Origin of the sequence: Methanocorpusculum vombati (assembly GCF_026891935.1) — an archaeon.
Lineage (GTDB): Archaea > Halobacteriota > Methanomicrobia > Methanomicrobiales > Methanocorpusculaceae > Methanocorpusculum > Methanocorpusculum vombati.
In genome coordinates, this window is sequence record NZ_JAPTGC010000001.1 from 102,316 (window position 1) to 118,044 (window position 15,729).

16 protein-coding genes are annotated in these 15,729 nt (G+C 51.1%); 9 read left to right on the plus strand and 7 right to left on the minus strand.

Features of this window, described 5'->3' with window-relative positions; all coding sequences use genetic code 11:
- Positions 1-47 precede the first annotated feature (47 nt).
- From O0S09_RS00520 to O0S09_RS00545, 6 genes are all read left to right on the plus strand, one after another.
- Entirely contained in the window at positions 48-1,232 is a 1,185-nt protein-coding gene (locus O0S09_RS00520; protein WP_268921918.1) for a FecCD family ABC transporter permease, read from the plus strand.
- Positions 1,229-2,032, plus strand: a complete 804-nt coding sequence (locus O0S09_RS00525; RefSeq protein ID WP_268921919.1) for an ABC transporter ATP-binding protein — start codon at positions 1,229-1,231, stop codon at positions 2,030-2,032. Before O0S09_RS00520 ends, O0S09_RS00525 begins: the two co-directional genes overlap by 4 nt.
- A 112-nt stretch (positions 2,033-2,144) precedes the next feature.
- Entirely contained in the window at positions 2,145-3,332 is a 1,188-nt protein-coding gene (locus O0S09_RS00530; RefSeq protein WP_268921920.1) for an ABC transporter substrate-binding protein, read from the plus strand.
- Positions 3,333-3,426: 94 nt separating this feature from the next.
- Complete coding sequence (locus tag O0S09_RS00535; RefSeq protein WP_268921921.1) at positions 3,427-4,611, plus strand: ABC transporter substrate-binding protein; 1,185 nt, start codon at positions 3,427-3,429, stop codon at positions 4,609-4,611.
- Between the two features lie 16 nt (positions 4,612-4,627).
- Positions 4,628-4,780 carry a hypothetical protein gene (locus O0S09_RS00540; protein WP_268921922.1) on the plus strand — a complete coding sequence of 51 codons (153 nt, stop codon included), beginning with the start codon at positions 4,628-4,630 and terminating at the stop codon, positions 4,778-4,780.
- A gap of 69 nt (positions 4,781-4,849) precedes the next feature.
- Complete coding sequence (locus tag O0S09_RS00545) at positions 4,850-5,707, plus strand: class I SAM-dependent methyltransferase (protein WP_268921923.1); 858 nt, start codon at positions 4,850-4,852, stop codon at positions 5,705-5,707.
- Between the two features lie 197 nt (positions 5,708-5,904).
- On the opposite strand, the gene O0S09_RS00550 is transcribed toward O0S09_RS00545, so the two are convergent.
- From O0S09_RS00550 to O0S09_RS00580, 7 genes are all read right to left on the minus strand, one after another.
- Entirely contained in the window at positions 5,905-6,480 is a 576-nt protein-coding gene (locus tag O0S09_RS00550; RefSeq protein WP_268921924.1) for a PAS domain S-box protein, read from the minus strand.
- Positions 6,481-6,596: 116 nt separating this feature from the next.
- On the minus strand, positions 6,597-7,322 hold the full coding sequence (locus tag O0S09_RS00555; RefSeq protein WP_268921925.1) for a type IV pilin domain-containing protein: 726 nt from the start codon (positions 7,320-7,322) through the stop codon (positions 6,597-6,599).
- The gene (locus tag O0S09_RS00560) at positions 7,316-7,999 is read right to left on the minus strand and encodes a type IV pilin N-terminal domain-containing protein (protein WP_268921926.1); all 684 of its coding nucleotides are present in this window, start codon (positions 7,997-7,999) and stop codon (positions 7,316-7,318) included. Before O0S09_RS00560 ends, O0S09_RS00555 begins: the two co-directional genes overlap by 7 nt.
- 10 nt (positions 8,000-8,009) lie before the next feature.
- A complete protein-coding gene (locus O0S09_RS00565) occupies positions 8,010-8,666 on the minus strand; it encodes a type IV pilin N-terminal domain-containing protein (RefSeq protein WP_268921927.1) in 657 nt (218 codons plus the stop codon).
- A complete protein-coding gene (locus O0S09_RS00570) occupies positions 8,663-9,304 on the minus strand; it encodes a type IV pilin N-terminal domain-containing protein (protein ID WP_268921928.1) in 642 nt (213 codons plus the stop codon). Before O0S09_RS00570 ends, O0S09_RS00565 begins: the two co-directional genes overlap by 4 nt.
- On the minus strand, positions 9,301-9,990 hold the full coding sequence (locus tag O0S09_RS00575; protein ID WP_268921929.1) for a type IV pilin domain-containing protein: 690 nt from the start codon (positions 9,988-9,990) through the stop codon (positions 9,301-9,303). The genes O0S09_RS00570 and O0S09_RS00575 overlap by 4 nt, the downstream gene beginning before the upstream one ends.
- Positions 9,987-10,646, minus strand: a complete 660-nt coding sequence (locus O0S09_RS00580; RefSeq protein WP_268921930.1) for a type IV pilin N-terminal domain-containing protein — start codon at positions 10,644-10,646, stop codon at positions 9,987-9,989. The genes O0S09_RS00575 and O0S09_RS00580 overlap by 4 nt, the downstream gene beginning before the upstream one ends.
- 711 nt (positions 10,647-11,357) lie before the next feature.
- Here O0S09_RS00580 and O0S09_RS00585 point away from each other — a divergent pair.
- The 3 genes from O0S09_RS00585 (at position 11,358) to O0S09_RS00595 (ending at position 15,729) form a co-directional block, all read left to right on the plus strand.
- Positions 11,358-12,125, plus strand: coding sequence for a type IV pilin N-terminal domain-containing protein (locus O0S09_RS00585; protein ID WP_268921931.1), 768 nt, complete (start codon positions 11,358-11,360; stop codon positions 12,123-12,125).
- Position 12,126: 1 nt separating this feature from the next.
- The gene (locus tag O0S09_RS00590) at positions 12,127-12,741 is read left to right on the plus strand and encodes a type IV pilin N-terminal domain-containing protein (RefSeq protein ID WP_268921932.1); all 615 of its coding nucleotides are present in this window, start codon (positions 12,127-12,129) and stop codon (positions 12,739-12,741) included.
- Between the two features lie 405 nt (positions 12,742-13,146).
- Positions 13,147-15,729, plus strand: a complete 2,583-nt coding sequence (locus O0S09_RS00595) for a hypothetical protein (RefSeq protein ID WP_268921933.1) — start codon at positions 13,147-13,149, stop codon at positions 15,727-15,729.

Sequence of the window (15,729 nt, forward strand, 5' to 3'; positions counted from 1 at the left end):
GATTCAAGAGAATTAATAATCTTTGGACAGACAACCAGTACCTATCTATGGCTGACGCTGTTTCCGCCCCGCAGGCACCTGATCGAAAGCTGCCGGACTACCGGTTCAGATTTGTTCTTCTGATCCTTGCGGCGGTAATCTGCATCGTTGGATCTTTTGCTGTCGGTAGATATTCACTCGGAATCGCTGATGTTATTCTCGTCTTCCTCTCCTCATTTCACTCTCTTATCGGATCCTCCGTTACGGTTTGTGAAACGTTTCTTTCTATTCTCCCTCCGTTTTCTCCTTTGTCCGGTGCGGTCTGGTCTGTTTCTTTCCTCTCTTCCGGCATTGCGCATCTTCTCTCAATGATTCTTCCGGGCCCGGATACCTGGGACTTTGCAACCTACAGTGTGCTGTTCAACATCCGCCTTCCAAGAATCTGCGCAGCGATTCTGGTGGGCGCTGCTCTTTCCACGGCGGGTGCTGCGTATCAGGGGATGTTTCAGAACCCGCTGGTCTCCCCCGACATCCTCGGTGCATCAGCCGGTGCCGGGTTTGGTGCGGCCGTTGCTATTTATTTTTATCTTGGCACCGGCGCGATTACGGCGTTTGCCTTTGCGGGCGGTCTCATTGCCGTCGGCGCTGCCTATCTGATCAGCCGTCTGACCAAAGGTTCTGCGACCCTGAGCATGGTGCTTGCCGGAATTCTGATCGGGAGTCTTTTCAGTGCGGCAACCTCCTACATCAAACTCGTTGCCGATACCAACGATCAGCTTCCGGCGATTACCTACTGGCTGATGGGAAGTCTCGCCGGTGCGGAGAGTGACTATAAACTGGGTCTTGCGGCTGTCGTTATCGGTCTTGGTCTTCTCCCGCTGGTACTGCTTCGCTGGAGGATGAATGTCCTCACGCTCGGCGAGGATGAAGCCCGGAGCATTGGCGTCAACACAAATCTTCTGCGGCTTGTCGTGATCATCTGCGCAACGCTCGTGACCGCGGTTGCCGTCTCCATCTCTGGTCTCATCGGCTGGGTCGGTCTTGTCATCCCGCACTTCTGCAGAATGATCTTCGGCTACGATTACCGGAGGATTATTCCGGCCGCAATTATTATGGGTGCCGGATTTCTGCTGCTGGTGGACGACTTCTCCCGCACTATTGCAACCACCGAAGTTCCGCTTGGGATTCTCACGGCATTTGTTGGGGCTCCTATCTTTGCCTATCTTCTGATGATGGGAGGAAAACGATCATGACGCTTGATATCTCACATCTCTCCTTTGCGTACAGCAAAACCTCCCGGCAGGTACTCAATGATATCTCCTTTTCCGTTGGAGAAGGAGATCTGCTTGCGGTTCTCGGACCGAACGGGGTCGGCAAGAGTACAATGTTTCGCTGCATCCTCGGCTTTCTCCGCAGTTATCAGGGCACCATCCATCTGAACGGCCGGGATATCCGGACGCTGGATCACAAAGAGATTGCAAAGCATGTTGCCTACATTCCGCAGTCAACGTACCCGGTGTTCAACTACACAGTTCTTGATGTGGTTTTGATGGGCCTGACCAATCAGGTGAATCTGCTTGCCGCCCCGAACCAGCAGCACATCGACGAAGCGTACGCGGCGATGGAAAGTCTCGGTATTGCGCATCTGCGGGATGCGGGGTACGGGGAGATCAGCGGCGGTGAGCGGCAGCTTGCGTTAATTGCACGGGCGCTTGTTCAGAAGGCAAAGATTCTGATCATGGATGAGCCGACGGCAAACCTTGATTACGGCAACCAGTTTCGCGTGATGTGCCGGATCTCGGATCTTGCGAAGGAGGGCTACAGTATTATTCTTTCCACTCATAATCCGGATCATGCCTTTCTGTATGCAAACCGGACTCTGATGATCTACGGCGGCCGCGTGATTGCGGACGGAGCTCCGGAGAAGGTGCTGGATGCAGCGCTGATCAAGGAGGTGTATGGTGTGGATGTCCATGTTGAGGATTATCAGTACGGTTCCCGCCGTCACAAGCTGTGCATCCCGATCGACGGCGGAGTCGGAAAGCATACCTAATTTTGTTAACTATTTTTCATTATTTTTCCAATATTTTTCCTGAATGTATTTTATGTTGCGGCAGCCAAACAGTACTTCATCACTCTCGTTGTGGAAGGTAGATGTGTTTTTTATGAAAGCTACGAAAATTTTTCTGATTCTGGCACTGGTTTGTGTCGGGTGCACCGTTCTTTGCGGTGCTGTTTCCGCTGAAGAGATGCGGACGTTTGTTGATGATGTCGGCCGGGAGGTTGTTCTGCCGGTTGAGATTGATGCGGTTTCGCCATCCGGGCCGCTCGCGCAGACGGTTCTGTACTCGCTGGATCCGGATCTGTTTGTGAGCGTTTCTGCGACTCCGTCGGCAATGGAACAGAAGTATCTCGATCCACGATTGATGACCCTGCCGGAGACGGGCCAGTTCTACGGATCAAAGGCCTCAACGATGAACCCGGAGTCGATTATGGAACTGAATAAGCAACTACACATTGATGTGGTTCTGGATATCGGTGAGGCAAAAGGGACGATGAAGGAGGATCTGAATGATATCTCCGGAAAAACCGGTGTTTCGTTTGCGTTTATCACGCAGAACAAACTTTCCGATATTCCGGGTTCGTATCTGAAACTCGGTGAACTTCTTGATCGAAAAGAACAGGGCGGGCGACTTTCCGCGTATGCGTCGTCACTTCTTGCCGAGTTTGATGCTGGGATGAAGACCGTCGGTGAGAACAAAAAATCGCTGATTTATGTCTCTTCAATTGACGGGAATGCGGTTTCTCTGGTGGGGAACGGTTCGTATCACGCGAACGTGATTGATTATGTCGGCAATAATGTGGGCGGTCATGCGGTGAGCAGCAGCGGTACGGGCGATGGATATACGATGGAGGATATTCTGCAGATGAATCCTGATTTCATCATCGTTTCCTTCACCACTGACCACGCCTACTACAACAAGATCCTGAACGATCCTCTGTGGCAATCCCTGTCTGCGGTGCGGAACGGTAATGTGTATGAGGCGCCGTGCGGTCCGTACAGCTGGATGGGACCTTCATCTCCTCTGAAACTTCTGATGCTGATGTGGCTGGGAAATCTGATGTACCCGGAGGTGTTTTCGTACGATATTCATGATCGGGTGAAGGAGTTTTATCCGCTGTTCTTCCATTATGATCTGACCGATGCGGAGTTGGATGAGCTGATGGTGTATGCAGTGCCGAATTCATCGCCCGCTCCCGCTGCAACGCAGGCTTCGGTTCCGATCGCCGGTATCTGTGCAGGCGCTGCGGTTGCACTGACGGGTGTCGGCTGCCGGCGATTCCAAAGTTAATTTTTTTTAGTTTATTTTTCCCAATAATCGAGTGTTATATTTTATATTTCGAGGTTCCAATAGTATCGTATGTCTCCCTTTGGGAGGTGGATGTATGAAAAAGGTTGCAGAAATTTTTCTGATTCTGGCGCTGGTTTGTGCCGGATGTACCGTTGTCTGCGGGGCTGTCTCCGCCGAGGAGATGCGGACGTTTGTTGATGATGTCGGCCGGGAGGTTGTTCTGCCGGCTGAGATCGATGCAGTTTCGCCGTCCGGCCCGCTTGCACAGATTGTGCTCTACTCGCTGGATCCGGATCTGTTTGTGAGTGTTTCCAGTTCGTTTGATTCGGTTGAGACGAAGTATATTGATCCCCGGCTGCTGACGCTTCCGGTTACCGGCCAGTTCTATGGTTCGAAGGCTTCGACGATGAACCCGGAGTCGATTATGGAACTGAATAAGCAGCTGCACATTGATGTTGTTCTGGATATCGGGGAGGCGAAGGAGACGATGAAACCGGATCTTGATGATATTCAGAGCAAGACGAATGTTGCGTTTGCGTTTGTCACGCAGAACAAGCTTTCCGATATTCCGGGTTCGTATCTGAAGCTCGGCGAACTTCTTGACCGAAAGGAACAGGGCGGGCGGCTTTCCGCGTATGCGACTGCACTTCTTGCGGAGTTTGATGCCGGGATGAAAACGATCGGTGGTGCCAAGAAGTCTCTGATTTATGTGACGTCCATTGACGGCAACTCGGTCTCAATGGTGGGTAACGGCTCGTATCATGCCGAGGTTCTGGATTATGTCGGTAATAATATTGCGGCGCCGGTGACAAGCAGCAGCGGAACGGGCGACGGCTATACGATGGAGGATATTCTGCAGCTGAACCCGGACTACATCATCGTTTCGTATACGGGGGATCACGCGTACTACAACAAAATCATGAGTGATCCTATGTGGCGGTCCCTGACTGCGGTGCAGAACGGCAATGTCTATGAGGCTCCGTATGGTCCGTACAACTGGATGGGGGCACCGCCGTCTGTGCACCGGCTGCTGTCGCTGATGTGGCTTGGCAATCTGATGTATCCGGAGGTGTTTGACTACAGCATCAATGATCGGGTGAAGGAATTTTATTCACTGTTCTTCCACTATGATCTGACGGACGCGGAGCTTTCCGATCTGATGATTTATGCAAAGCCGAATGCTTCGTCCACGCCTGTGCCGACCAAAGCTCCGGCACCGCTGTTCGGTGTTCTGGCAGGTCTTGCGGCTGCGGCGGTTTTTGCCGGACGGAGATGCTGAAGAGATTTTGACACAGATGGCGATCGATTACCTCTTTCTGTGGGACGAGCAGCATGCGGCGACGCATCGCCAGAAGGAATTTTTTACCGGCGGCAGGCATTTCCGGGAGGGTCCCAAACGTGCCCGCCATTTTTTGCACCGGCTGTTTACCGGGGGCCGGGGTTTGTAAAATATTTTTGGTTGATTCCATCCATTCAATGGGGGTTGTTTGATTATCTTTGGACGCTTTGTATAGAGTATGAGTTCGCATAACTCGGGTACGTCTCCGGCGGCTGTTGATTACTGCCGCCTGTGGGATGAACAGCATGCCCGTTCTGCTGCCCAGAAGGAAAAGATGGGTGAGGGCAGGGGTGCATTCTGGTCGGATCAGGGCGTGGTCGATCGGTTTGTTCAGAATGTTATCGCCGGCGATCCGTCGCGGATGGAGAAACAGATCGCGGAGATGCAGATTCCTCCCGGCTCTTCGGTTCTGGATATCGGTGCGGGTCCCGGAACACTTGCGGTGCCGCTGTCCCGCGCGGGATGTTCGGTGACGACGGTTGAGCCGTCGGAGCCGATGGGGATTGCGATGGAGCGGTACCGCAGGATGATGCATGCGCCGCCGATCCGGGAGATTCGCAAGTGCTGGGAGGATGTGACACCGGAGGAGGCGGGCGTTCATGATGTGGTGGTTGCGTCGCGGTCGCTGATTATGGGGGATATCCGGAACAGTCTCCTGAAGATGGATGCGGCGGCAAAGAAGTCGGTGCATCTGTACTGGTTTTTGACACCTCCGTCCGCATCCGGAGGCAATGAGGAACTGTGGCCGATTCTTCACGGCGAGCCGTACTGCAGCGAGGCAAACGCGGATATTTTATGGAACTGTCTCTGTCAGCTGGGAATTTATGCGAATATTTTTGTGGAGACAAAGGACAAGAGTCAGCACTATTCGTCGTTCTCTGAGATGCAGGAGGATTACTACAACCGCATGTCGGTTGCAGAGGAGTGGCAGAAACATATTGTGGATGCGTTTCTGCTGGATAGGGCGGTCCGGGAAGAGTCGGGGTATGTGATTCCGGGGGTTTCCCGCACGGCGCATATCTGGTGGGAGAAGTAGTTTTTTTCATCTTTTCCACCCGCTTCTCCAATTTTTAGATCATTGAGTTTTTGCCGTGAAGTTCACGTTTGTTCAGCTGGTATCTCTATTAAAAAACGTATTTTTGGAAATGTATCCCAGTTGCCCGGTGCGATCGGCAGGTCTGCCGCTGCATTCGTTTTACTGCGGTACTGCTGCGCGCACCGGGGGTCTGTTCCTTAGTCTTTTGTACTGCTCACCGTTTTATCTTCCCGCCATGGTACAATTTCGCACATCACGCTGGGCCGTCCGTCGAAAAACACGGTCGGCACAATCCACAGCAGATATCTCCCTGATTTCGTATCCACCTGTATCCATCCCCGTTCATCTGGAATCTTTCCGCTTCTGGCCGTCTGATATGCCGGCAGCTGTTCCATCTCATGGAGAATATCCAGAGACGTTTCACAGATTTTTTTTCCGATAACTGTACGGGCATACAGGGAAAAGTACTCAGCAAACAGTTTGTTCACCTTCAGGATCTCTCCGTTCTCTGCAATAAAAATCGCCGGGTCTGGGAGAAAACTAAAAAACGCCGGAGATATCGGCATGCGGGGAGAGAGGTGATACACCCGGGCGGGCCCCACAATCTGCATCTCCACCTGTCCGAGGGTTACCAGAATGTTGAGATATTTTGCAGCGGAGTTTCTGTTCATCCCGGATTTTCGGGAGACTTCGGCAATGGAAAGACCGTACTTGTTATCTTTGAGGGTATTCATTACGAGATCGATTCCCGCATCGCGATCGTTTGGCAACACACACCACTTCGTAAAGATATATTTCTTCTTATCTAACTAAATATTTTTTGTATGTAGGTAAATATGCATGGCGTATATGCATATTGTTGACCCCACTTTGAAAAAAAGTGAAAAGATCAGAGAACATCCGATGCTTTCAGATAGTCAGAGAAGTACACCGTTCCGTCGGTATCGGAGAGGGTAAACAGGCAGTTGCCGTTTACGTACGCCCCCATGGAAATCCACGCGTTACCCGCTGCATCATCAGTTCGGAACTGGAGGGTCGTCGGTGTGAATGCACCATTTGCGGCATATTTTGCCGGTACGAATGATTCAGCAAAGAGAATAAACCGTTCACCGGTAGAGACGATCGGTTCTGGATCGAGACCGGGGGCCTTGAGATCTGCGTCAACGGTGAGATTCGTGAACTTCATCATCCGTACACCCCATTTTGTGGCGTCTGCGGGATTATTGAAATAGTATCTGAGACGGTTCGGATTCACATTGGGATTGCCGGGGTCAAGTGCCGATGAGATAGGATCACTATAAGATCCGTAACATTCTCCTCCTCCTCCGTATTCTTTATCCTGAATATAATACTTCAGAGTCCGGAGATCCAGCGCCCCGCTCTCCACCTCAAACAGCAGGCCGACCAGTCCGTCATCAAGTTTCATATCAGTTCCTGTGGAGGAAATGCCAAGAAACTTTACCTGTGCGGTTGATGGTGCGGGGGTATCACCCATCAGACCGGAGGCAAACATCGAGACAACTGCGGCAATGATGATGGTCACGACCAGCATCAGCATAACGCCGACGACCGGTGATACGGCCTCGTCGGTTTGATTGGTTTTCTTTGTTACCATTTCGCGATCACATCCTTGTCAAAGATGGTTTTTCCGCTCGGCGTATGGATGACGGTTATGTGAACAACGGAACCTTCGCCGAATCCGTACTGTTCGTCACTGACGTCAAATCCGAGGACCCATGAGGGATGACGGAAGTAGTAGGTGATGGTCGGCTCAAAGGTGCAGAGACCAAAGACGGATGTCTGCATGAAATTGTTCGTTGGTGGATACAAGGTATCAGGATAGCCGCTCACCTGCGGGGTGAACGGATAGCCTTCGGCATCCTCGTCAATCGCCACCGTTGAGTCCAACCGTCCCGCTGCGGTTAGCGGTGAGATGGATCCATCAAGTGTATGTTTGATGACTTTTCCGGCGTGCGTAAGTCCCACACCGCGGTAGGTTTCCGGCACTGTGTAGGTGGTGATGATCTGCAGATCCTTTGACGGAATGCTGTCTCCCTGAAGAACCCGCAGTTCAAACGGGTACCTGCCGGAGGAGGAACGGGTGTTTTCCTCAATCCCCGCATTGATCGTGAACTCGTATGACGCGACGGGTGCAGGTTCTGTCGTGTCACCCAGTCCTGAAGCAAAACTGCTGACAACTGCGGCAATGATGATGGTTACCACGAGCATCAGCATGACACCGACAACCGGTGATACCGCCGGGTCTTTTTTCTCTTTCTGTCTGTACATCATTTCTTCTCCGTTATCGGATGGTTATCGTTCCGGTCTGGATAGGCTTCCTGCTGACGGTGTCGAAGATGGTGTACTCAAACGGCACGTTTGTCTGAACCTTGAATGTTCCGGACGAACCTTCGGGGGACCAGGTAAGGAATCTTCCCTTCTCAATGCCAACGTCAGTCGCAAGAGTACTGTCATAGCTGTTGTCGGCAAGGAGTGTGATGGAGTCGCCGGTTGAGACAACTTCGGACATGTTTTTCATCCCTTTCGATACCGCAAAGTAGGTTTTGTTTCCTGCATTGTTGATGAGAAGATCCAGTTTTGTCTCGTCCACTGCTGCATTTGTAGTGTTCAGAGAAGTGTCCATGCTAAACTGTATGTTCTTATCACCGTTCTGTAATTGAATTGCGATATCCTTCATCGCGACCACATCACCGCTTACCAGACGGAAGGTCAGACCATTGTTCTTGGAAGGATTGTTTGGGATGTCGTTTGTCTTGTCCGTATCCGTGATCTTTGCGGTATAATCAACCGAGAATGTTGACTGCGGCGCAACCTTTTCGTTTGCACTCAGACCGCCTGCAAACGAGGCAGCCATTGCTGCAATGATGATAGTCACGACCAGCATCAGCATGACACCGACGACCGGTGATACTCCGTCTTCTCTTTTTGTTTTTGTCATTCTACCGTCACCTTTCCTTTGTACACGCTCTTCTGGCTCGGTGTATGGATAATTTCGACTTCTACAATGGAACCTTTCTTAAATCCGTTGTCTCTATAGAGCTGCTTAATCTGTTCATCTGTCTTTGTCGAAACTTCTCCAAAAACAGCCATGGCCGTTCCGAGGTTGTTTCCGGTACTGAGTACGTCGCCTGAGGTCATGGTGAACTCGCCGAGATTGGTTCCCTTGCTTCCCGGAGCACCGATACTCAGGTCATTCAGATACGGGATTTTTGTATTAGTCTCTCCTATTTTGATGGCAGGGCTGATTGTGGAAACCGTTCCTCCAAGCATGTTGCCGTTCGCTGTCGTGTAGTAACAGACGAGCTGCATATCCCCCGAAGCGATACTGTCGCCGCCGAGATGTTTGATCAGCATCACGTACTGATCTTTGTTGTCACCGCCATTGGAGATGATGCTGACATCCAGCGAGGCTGTTGGTGCGACTTCGGTTGCTCCGAACGTGTTTCCGGCAAAAACCGAGACGAATGCGGCAATGATGATCGTAACCACGAGCATCAGCATGACGCCGATAACCGGCGATACAGCAGACTCTTTTCCGGAGTCTGCACAGGTTTTTCTACTGTGTGTTTGTTTCATATGACACTTCCCACAAGTTTTCCTGATGCAATCACCGCACCAGAGTTTTCATCGACGATCGAGTACGTCGTTTTGGTACTGACCGAGAACCATCCCGCGGAGTACGGATTCCCGGAGCTGCCGCGTTCGGCAACGTAGTAGACCTTTCCCGTACCGGTCTTTTCATCCGCCAGGTAGGTGTCTGCAAGAATGATGAACCGTTCTCCGGGTTCGATCAGGAGGTTTGATCCAGCCCTTACCTGAGTTGATGCTTCGGTTATTAGCCCTTCACCGTTCACCCGTGCAGGAAGCTTCGAGAACCGGTAGGCCTTGTATGGATCGGATTTGAGTACCGATGTTGTTGCATTTGCTCCCGCATTGATGATCCCCTCGGAAGGCAGATCATTGTAGGAGATGGATGCCTCGTCATCGTCGCTTTTGAGTATGAGACTGATTGCATCAAGCCGGAAATTGTCTCCGCCGAGATTCTGAAAGACCAGACCGATCTTGGATGCCTCTCCCAGTTCTCCATCCATCACTCCGACATAGCCAATCTGAACAGACGGGGCTGATTTGGTGTCGGAAAGCATACCGGTTGCAAACATGCTGACAACCGCTGCGATGATGACAACCACGACGATCATCAGCATGACACCGACAACCGGCGATACCGCATCATCCCGGATGTTCTTTTGTACCGTTTTCATGCAATCACCACGTCCCTGTCGTAAATGGTTTTTCCGCTTGGCAGATGGACAATCGTTACGTGCGTTTTGGTGCCGGTTGCAAATCCGTAGTCTTTGAGAACATCTTCGTCTTCCGTGTCAAAACCAAGGAAATAGGATCGATCAAACCTGAGACTGCTTCCGGAAATGAGTACTGCTGTTCCAAAGGTTCCGTCTGCCGTTCGTTTGGAAACGATGTCATCATTGTTGGTTTTCTGCGGAATCCACGGATAGCCGAGCCCGGTATCGTTGTTCAGGTCATTCTCCGGAATGGGATCCATGGAACCGTCAATCGTATGTTTGATAACTTTTTCCGCATTGGATACTACCTGTTTCATGACGTTTCCCGGGACGGTATACGTACTGATAATCTGGAGATCTTTCGTGTTTAGCGTCTCTCCCCCCAGATGATCGATTGTGACATACTTCGCGGAATCTCCAACATTGGAAGAAGAGATGGAGATTCCAAGGGAAACAGCTGGTGCCGCTTCACTTGTAGTCCCAAGTCCGCTCGCAAAACTGCTGACCACAGCTGCGATAATGATGGTGACGACAAGCATCAGCATCACCCCCACGACCGGCGATACCGCGTCCTGGTTTTTCGGACGATGGTTTCTCGGCGGCGTAATTTTTTTCATAGTTCACATGCTCCACCCAAATTAAGCAAATCACTTGTAGGTAGTGAAATAAATTTGGTATTGTGTGATATGTACCGGCTGCTATAAAAATAAGTCGCGAATCAGGTTTGTTTTGCCTATTTGGAGCAAATTCTGCGAGTTGTATCTGCATTGCAATAAAGGATCCCGGTGCCGGAATGCGTATGTCCCGGAATTACTGCGGGTGTTTTCCTCACTTCTCAGCCGCGACCTCAAAAAACTCAAGACAGTCAATAGTTACATGGAACGGGTTTAACAAAGCCCGATAGACGGCATTAGAAGCTCGTTCTCCGGGAGGAAAGGCTCGGGTCGTTGAAAAGCTCCTACATTTCTCGGAAATATTGCGTGTATTTACAATCGAAGCCCGCATTCCTCATTGATGCCGATCGTTTCCGGCCATCTGCCGGAAAATCCTGACCTCCTTCGTTCCTCTGTACCAGGTATTTTTCTACATGTGATATTTTTGTAAATTTAATCTGTTATATTCAATTTACTTGCATTTTTCTGAAAACATTGCAAATATTTCGCGCGTACCGGGAAAATTAGTAATTTGACTAACTGAACTCGATCATCAATGTAAATATGTTTACTTTTACAAACAGTAAACATTATAATATTAATTTAAATGTCGTGTTGATCCATATTCTTCTGTTACTCCCTTTCTTACCGATGGAGTACACGAAGTGTGAAATTATGCAGCGCAGAACAAACACAACACGAAAAAATGATGCAGTATCGCCGGTCGTGGGGGTGATGCTGATGCTTGTCATCACTATCATCATTGCAGCTGTTGTCAGCATGTATGCCGGGGGTCTTATCAACAGTACTGAAAAAGCTCCGACACTGACAATGGATGTTACCATTAAAAACACCGGATATTATGCTTCCAGCGTTTTTGAAGCCAAAGTCCTGTCGGTCAGCGAACCGATCGCAACCAAAGATCTGAAACTTGTTACCAGCTGGACCGTAACCAACAAAACGGTTGTCGGTACTCATCCAAAAAGTGATGCTGACATCATTGACGGCAATCTCACTGTCGGCGGTACAGCTGTTACTTCCGCAGGCAACGTTTTTGGATGGACGTCCGGCGGTGGATTTGAAGGAATGACAGCCCCTTGGGGGTACGGCAATGGTATACAGGCACCGAACTCGGGAAAACCGAACAACAAACAGCAGCAGTTTGGTAACTATACTCTCCTCGGCGGTACTGTCATGACGGCATGGCCGGCCGGACAAAGCGGCGGATTCATTACTACTACCGGTGGTGACGGTTACGGAACTACAAAGCAGTATTACTACTCTGGTGCATGGACCTACGCTGAGAACAGCAAGGTTGACGGCATGCAGGCTGTTCTCGGTAAAAACTGGGAGTATCTGCGTACTGGTGATACGGTAAACGTGAAACTGATCCACATGCCAAGCGGTCAGACAATTTATGAAAAGAATGTGGTGGTGAGCTAACATGAAAACAGAAAAAAAATCCAGTGATGCCGTATCACCGGTCGTCGGTGTCATGCTGATGCTCGTGGTTACGATCATCATTGCCGCACTGGTGAGCAGCTTCGCTTCGGGACTTGCGGACTCCCAGTCAACCCCGCCTCAACTGGCACTGAAGGGAATCTACAGCCAGTCTGGTGGTCTTACCATCACCCATGCAGGCGGAGATCCGGTAGCTCTTGCTGATATTGCCTTCATAACCACCCCGTCCGAGCTGTTTGGGGCGGATGCCAACAAATTTGCGTGGACAATTGACAAATCAATCATTCTCAACCCGAATGGCAAACCGATTCTGAATGCAACAAGCGGATTCTACACAACCGCAGCTCTTGTATCCGGAGACTCTCTGCATGTTGCCCATGAAAACTGTGTGGACTACAGTACAACTGCCGGCTGGCAGGGTCCAAGTCCGGGAGTCAATGCCAACGCACAGATTCTCTGGGATGGAAGTGGAAAGTCTGAGTATTTCGGAGCATATGCATTCTGCAATCCGGAAAATGTCGGCAAGTACTTCTATCTGGACATGGTCGATCCCGCTGGCAGTATCATTGCACGGGCAAAAGTCACCATCACCGCGTGAGGGAAAACAAAAATCTTTTTTTCCTGAAACCGGTCTGATCATGATACCCAACTCCCGACATTCCAACAGCACATCGCCGTTCAGCATCCCGTACATCATGTTGTCCTCTCACAGGATCATTGATGCCGTTCCGCAGAATTTCTTCCCATCCGGTAAAAAATTTCTATTGCACGCCGGACTGCGATTTACCGCTGGAATCCGGGGGTTCACTGCATCTTTTGCTGATGCCGGGCTCATCCTGTTTTCCGTGATAATAGCAAAACATGTATATGTAACTAAAGTAAAAGTTAGTAATAATCACAAAATATTGGGATATGCGGAATCGGGCATCCTGCTCTCTCTTTCGCATAAAATTACCAGTATTTTGCCTCAATATCCGTCAGTACATATCCGGAGACCCGGTACATGAACCCAAAAAAGATCCTTATCATCAGCCTGCTTGCCATCCTGCTTTGTAGCCTCCTTACCGGAGGAGCAGCCGCGCGATACACTACCCCGGAAGGAATGAACGCAGGAATTACCAACGGGGACTTCATCTATGTTGGCGAGACCCAGCTAAATTTTTCTGATCTTACTGAGCCGGGAAAAACGCTTATCGGTCTGGTGTATCTTGAAAGTTCCGCACAAAAAGATGTAATCCCGATTTCAAATAATATTGCCTCCCAAATTCAGGTCACAAATTACGGATTCTACTCCGCGAAGTACTCTGATGGAACGATTTCTTCTACGAAAGGATGCTGGGTTCGTCAGCTCAGTCTCGGATCCATTGCCGTGGTTGCAGCAGATGATCCCAACGGCTCTCCCATCACCGGCTCAGATATCTCGAAAGACCTCGGCGTCATTTTTTATATGACCGGTCAGAATATCCAGTCAAATCAGCTTACCGACTGGTTTGAGTACGAGATCACCATGCCGAGTGGTTTGAAAAGTACTACGGTCAGAAACCAGAACGGTGCACAGGTCAGTCTCAGCAGCAGTACGCAGCACAACGATCCTTCACAGAAGTATCAGGATTTCGCCTTTCATTTTTCGGATCAGGTGTTTGTACCAACCATTGATCCGGGACAAACTCTCCCCGGAGTCTCCATAGCATTCAAAATTAAAAATCTGAATGGTCTGACCGGTCAGCAGGTTCTGCGTTCAATCACCCTCACATCAGTTCGGCCAACCCTCACGCTCGATACCTCCCGGCTGGAGAGTGACAGGCAGGTCACCGTAACTTTGTCGGGTACCGCCGCAACCGAATATCCGCTTGTCATAGCCCCCGCCGGCGACAACCGCCCGTACTTCGTGGACGACGGAAAGATCACCGTGATCAACAACCAGTCCATCACGGTCACAACCGACAACACCGGAAAATATACCGTTCTCATCAAAATCCCCGACAACGTCATCACCGGCGAGTACACCGTCAGCACCATCTACAGCGTATCGGCAACCTTCACCGTTGCAAAGCCGCCGGTCGTAACCCTGTACTTTGACGAACCGCCCGCAGATGTTCTGGCCGGAAAGTTTGCCGTCGGTGATCAGATCTACCTTACCGGACGGGTCAGCGGTCTTGACATCTGTCCCGTCTACCTCTACATTACCGGCCCGAACCTTCCGGCGAACGGCGCCTCTCTGGAATATCCTAGTCAGGAAGTAGTTGACGGCGATCCCTCCACCTTCACGGTAACCACCTACAGCTCCAATCTCGGATACTGGGCGTACTACTGGCAGACACGGGGATTTGAACCCGGCTCCTACACCATCCACGCAAACCTCAACCCCATCGGTCAGAAGGAAAGCGGAAAACCGGGCGGTGCTGGAACCGGCATCGACGGCGATGTCGCCTTGTCCCATGACTACACCATCAGCGAACAAAGTATCCAGGTAAAATCCTCCGATAAAACCGGCGGATACTTTGCCAAAGGAGATATCCTGTACTCATGGTGGATTGCCCGCGGCAGTCCGGGCGTCGGTGCCGGCCATCCCGGCGGCGAAGTCCGCTGGTATATCTTCGGCACAAACTTCCGGTATGCAGACCGCGAGGTAGACTTCCCGCTCTACGGTGGAGGAACCACCGACTCCTCAGGTTCATCCTCATCCAGTTCGTCCGACAACTCCCGCATCGGAAAAGAAGCTCCGTGGGGCGAATACGGCATGACCTACAACCGCACCTTCACCTACGGCCTCTCTCCCGGAACCTACTACCTCGTCTATCAGCATCCGGGGCCCAACAACGTCTTCGACATCTATGCTGACGGTTCTGCGCTGAACGGCGGCACACTTACCACGGTCTCCACAACCTACGGTTCCTCGTCCGACTTCACCTACATGCAGGGGAAAGCCGCCGCCGATGCCCTCACCAAAATGTTTGAAGATCCCAAATCCGACGATCTCTACGTCATGACCCAGTTCATCGTTGAAGACCCCTGGATCACCTTTGACACGCTGGGAACTGTTGCGGTCGGTGACAAACTCAAAATCTCCGGAAAAACCAATCTCGCGACCTCCGACAAAACCGCGGACAAAACCGAGACCAAAGACACCCTCTGGCTGACCATCAGCCGCCTTGATCTGGACACCGTCGCAGACACCAGCACCGCGATGAAAATTCCGGTGGACACCACCACCCCGTCTTCGCCGACCCCGTTCCGCGGCTACCGTACCTTCAGCTACGACGAGATTGATACCAGCAGCTGGTATCCCGGAACGTATGAAGCCACGATCACCTGCAAAGACGTCAACTTCAAACAAAGCTACAGCTTTGAAATTCTTTCCGCAGACGCAAAAGCCGCAGCAACCACCGCCGTCCCGACCCGCGATCCTGCGTTCTCGGAACATCCCTATCCAGCCACAGAGGCAACCCCGCTCAAAACCCCGACACAGGCTGCAACCGCATGGACACCGGTTCCGACTCTGGCCGCCGCTCCTGGATTCGGATTCGGCCTCGTCATCCTCGGACTTGCCCTCAGCACGCTTGCAGTCCGCATCCGGAGGCGGTAG

What these genes read in the sequence shown, in the direction of transcription:
- O0S09_RS00520 (WP_268921918.1), top strand. Translation starts at nt 48, where the DNA reads ATGGCTGACGCTGTTTCCGCCCCGCAGGCACCTGATCGAAAGCTGCCG.
- O0S09_RS00525 (WP_268921919.1), top strand. Translation starts at nt 1,229, where the DNA reads ATGACGCTTGATATCTCACATCTCTCCTTTGCGTACAGCAAAACCTCC.
- O0S09_RS00530 (WP_268921920.1), top strand. Translation starts at nt 2,145, where the DNA reads ATGAAAGCTACGAAAATTTTTCTGATTCTGGCACTGGTTTGTGTCGGG.
- O0S09_RS00535 (WP_268921921.1), top strand. Translation starts at nt 3,427, where the DNA reads ATGAAAAAGGTTGCAGAAATTTTTCTGATTCTGGCGCTGGTTTGTGCC.
- O0S09_RS00540 (WP_268921922.1), top strand. Translation starts at nt 4,628, where the DNA reads ATGGCGATCGATTACCTCTTTCTGTGGGACGAGCAGCATGCGGCGACG.
- O0S09_RS00545 (WP_268921923.1), top strand. Translation starts at nt 4,850, where the DNA reads ATGAGTTCGCATAACTCGGGTACGTCTCCGGCGGCTGTTGATTACTGC.
- O0S09_RS00555 (WP_268921925.1), bottom strand. Translation starts at nt 7,322, where the DNA reads ATGGTAACAAAGAAAACCAATCAAACCGACGAGGCCGTATCACCGGTC.
- O0S09_RS00560 (WP_268921926.1), bottom strand. Translation starts at nt 7,999, where the DNA reads ATGATGTACAGACAGAAAGAGAAAAAAGACCCGGCGGTATCACCGGTT.
- O0S09_RS00565 (WP_268921927.1), bottom strand. Translation starts at nt 8,666, where the DNA reads ATGACAAAAACAAAAAGAGAAGACGGAGTATCACCGGTCGTCGGTGTC.
- O0S09_RS00570 (WP_268921928.1), bottom strand. Translation starts at nt 9,304, where the DNA reads ATGAAACAAACACACAGTAGAAAAACCTGTGCAGACTCCGGAAAAGAG.
- O0S09_RS00575 (WP_268921929.1), bottom strand. Translation starts at nt 9,990, where the DNA reads ATGAAAACGGTACAAAAGAACATCCGGGATGATGCGGTATCGCCGGTT.
- O0S09_RS00580 (WP_268921930.1), bottom strand. Translation starts at nt 10,646, where the DNA reads ATGAAAAAAATTACGCCGCCGAGAAACCATCGTCCGAAAAACCAGGAC.
- O0S09_RS00585 (WP_268921931.1), top strand. Translation starts at nt 11,358, where the DNA reads ATGCAGCGCAGAACAAACACAACACGAAAAAATGATGCAGTATCGCCG.
- O0S09_RS00590 (WP_268921932.1), top strand. Translation starts at nt 12,127, where the DNA reads ATGAAAACAGAAAAAAAATCCAGTGATGCCGTATCACCGGTCGTCGGT.
- O0S09_RS00595 (WP_268921933.1), top strand. Translation starts at nt 13,147, where the DNA reads ATGAACCCAAAAAAGATCCTTATCATCAGCCTGCTTGCCATCCTGCTT.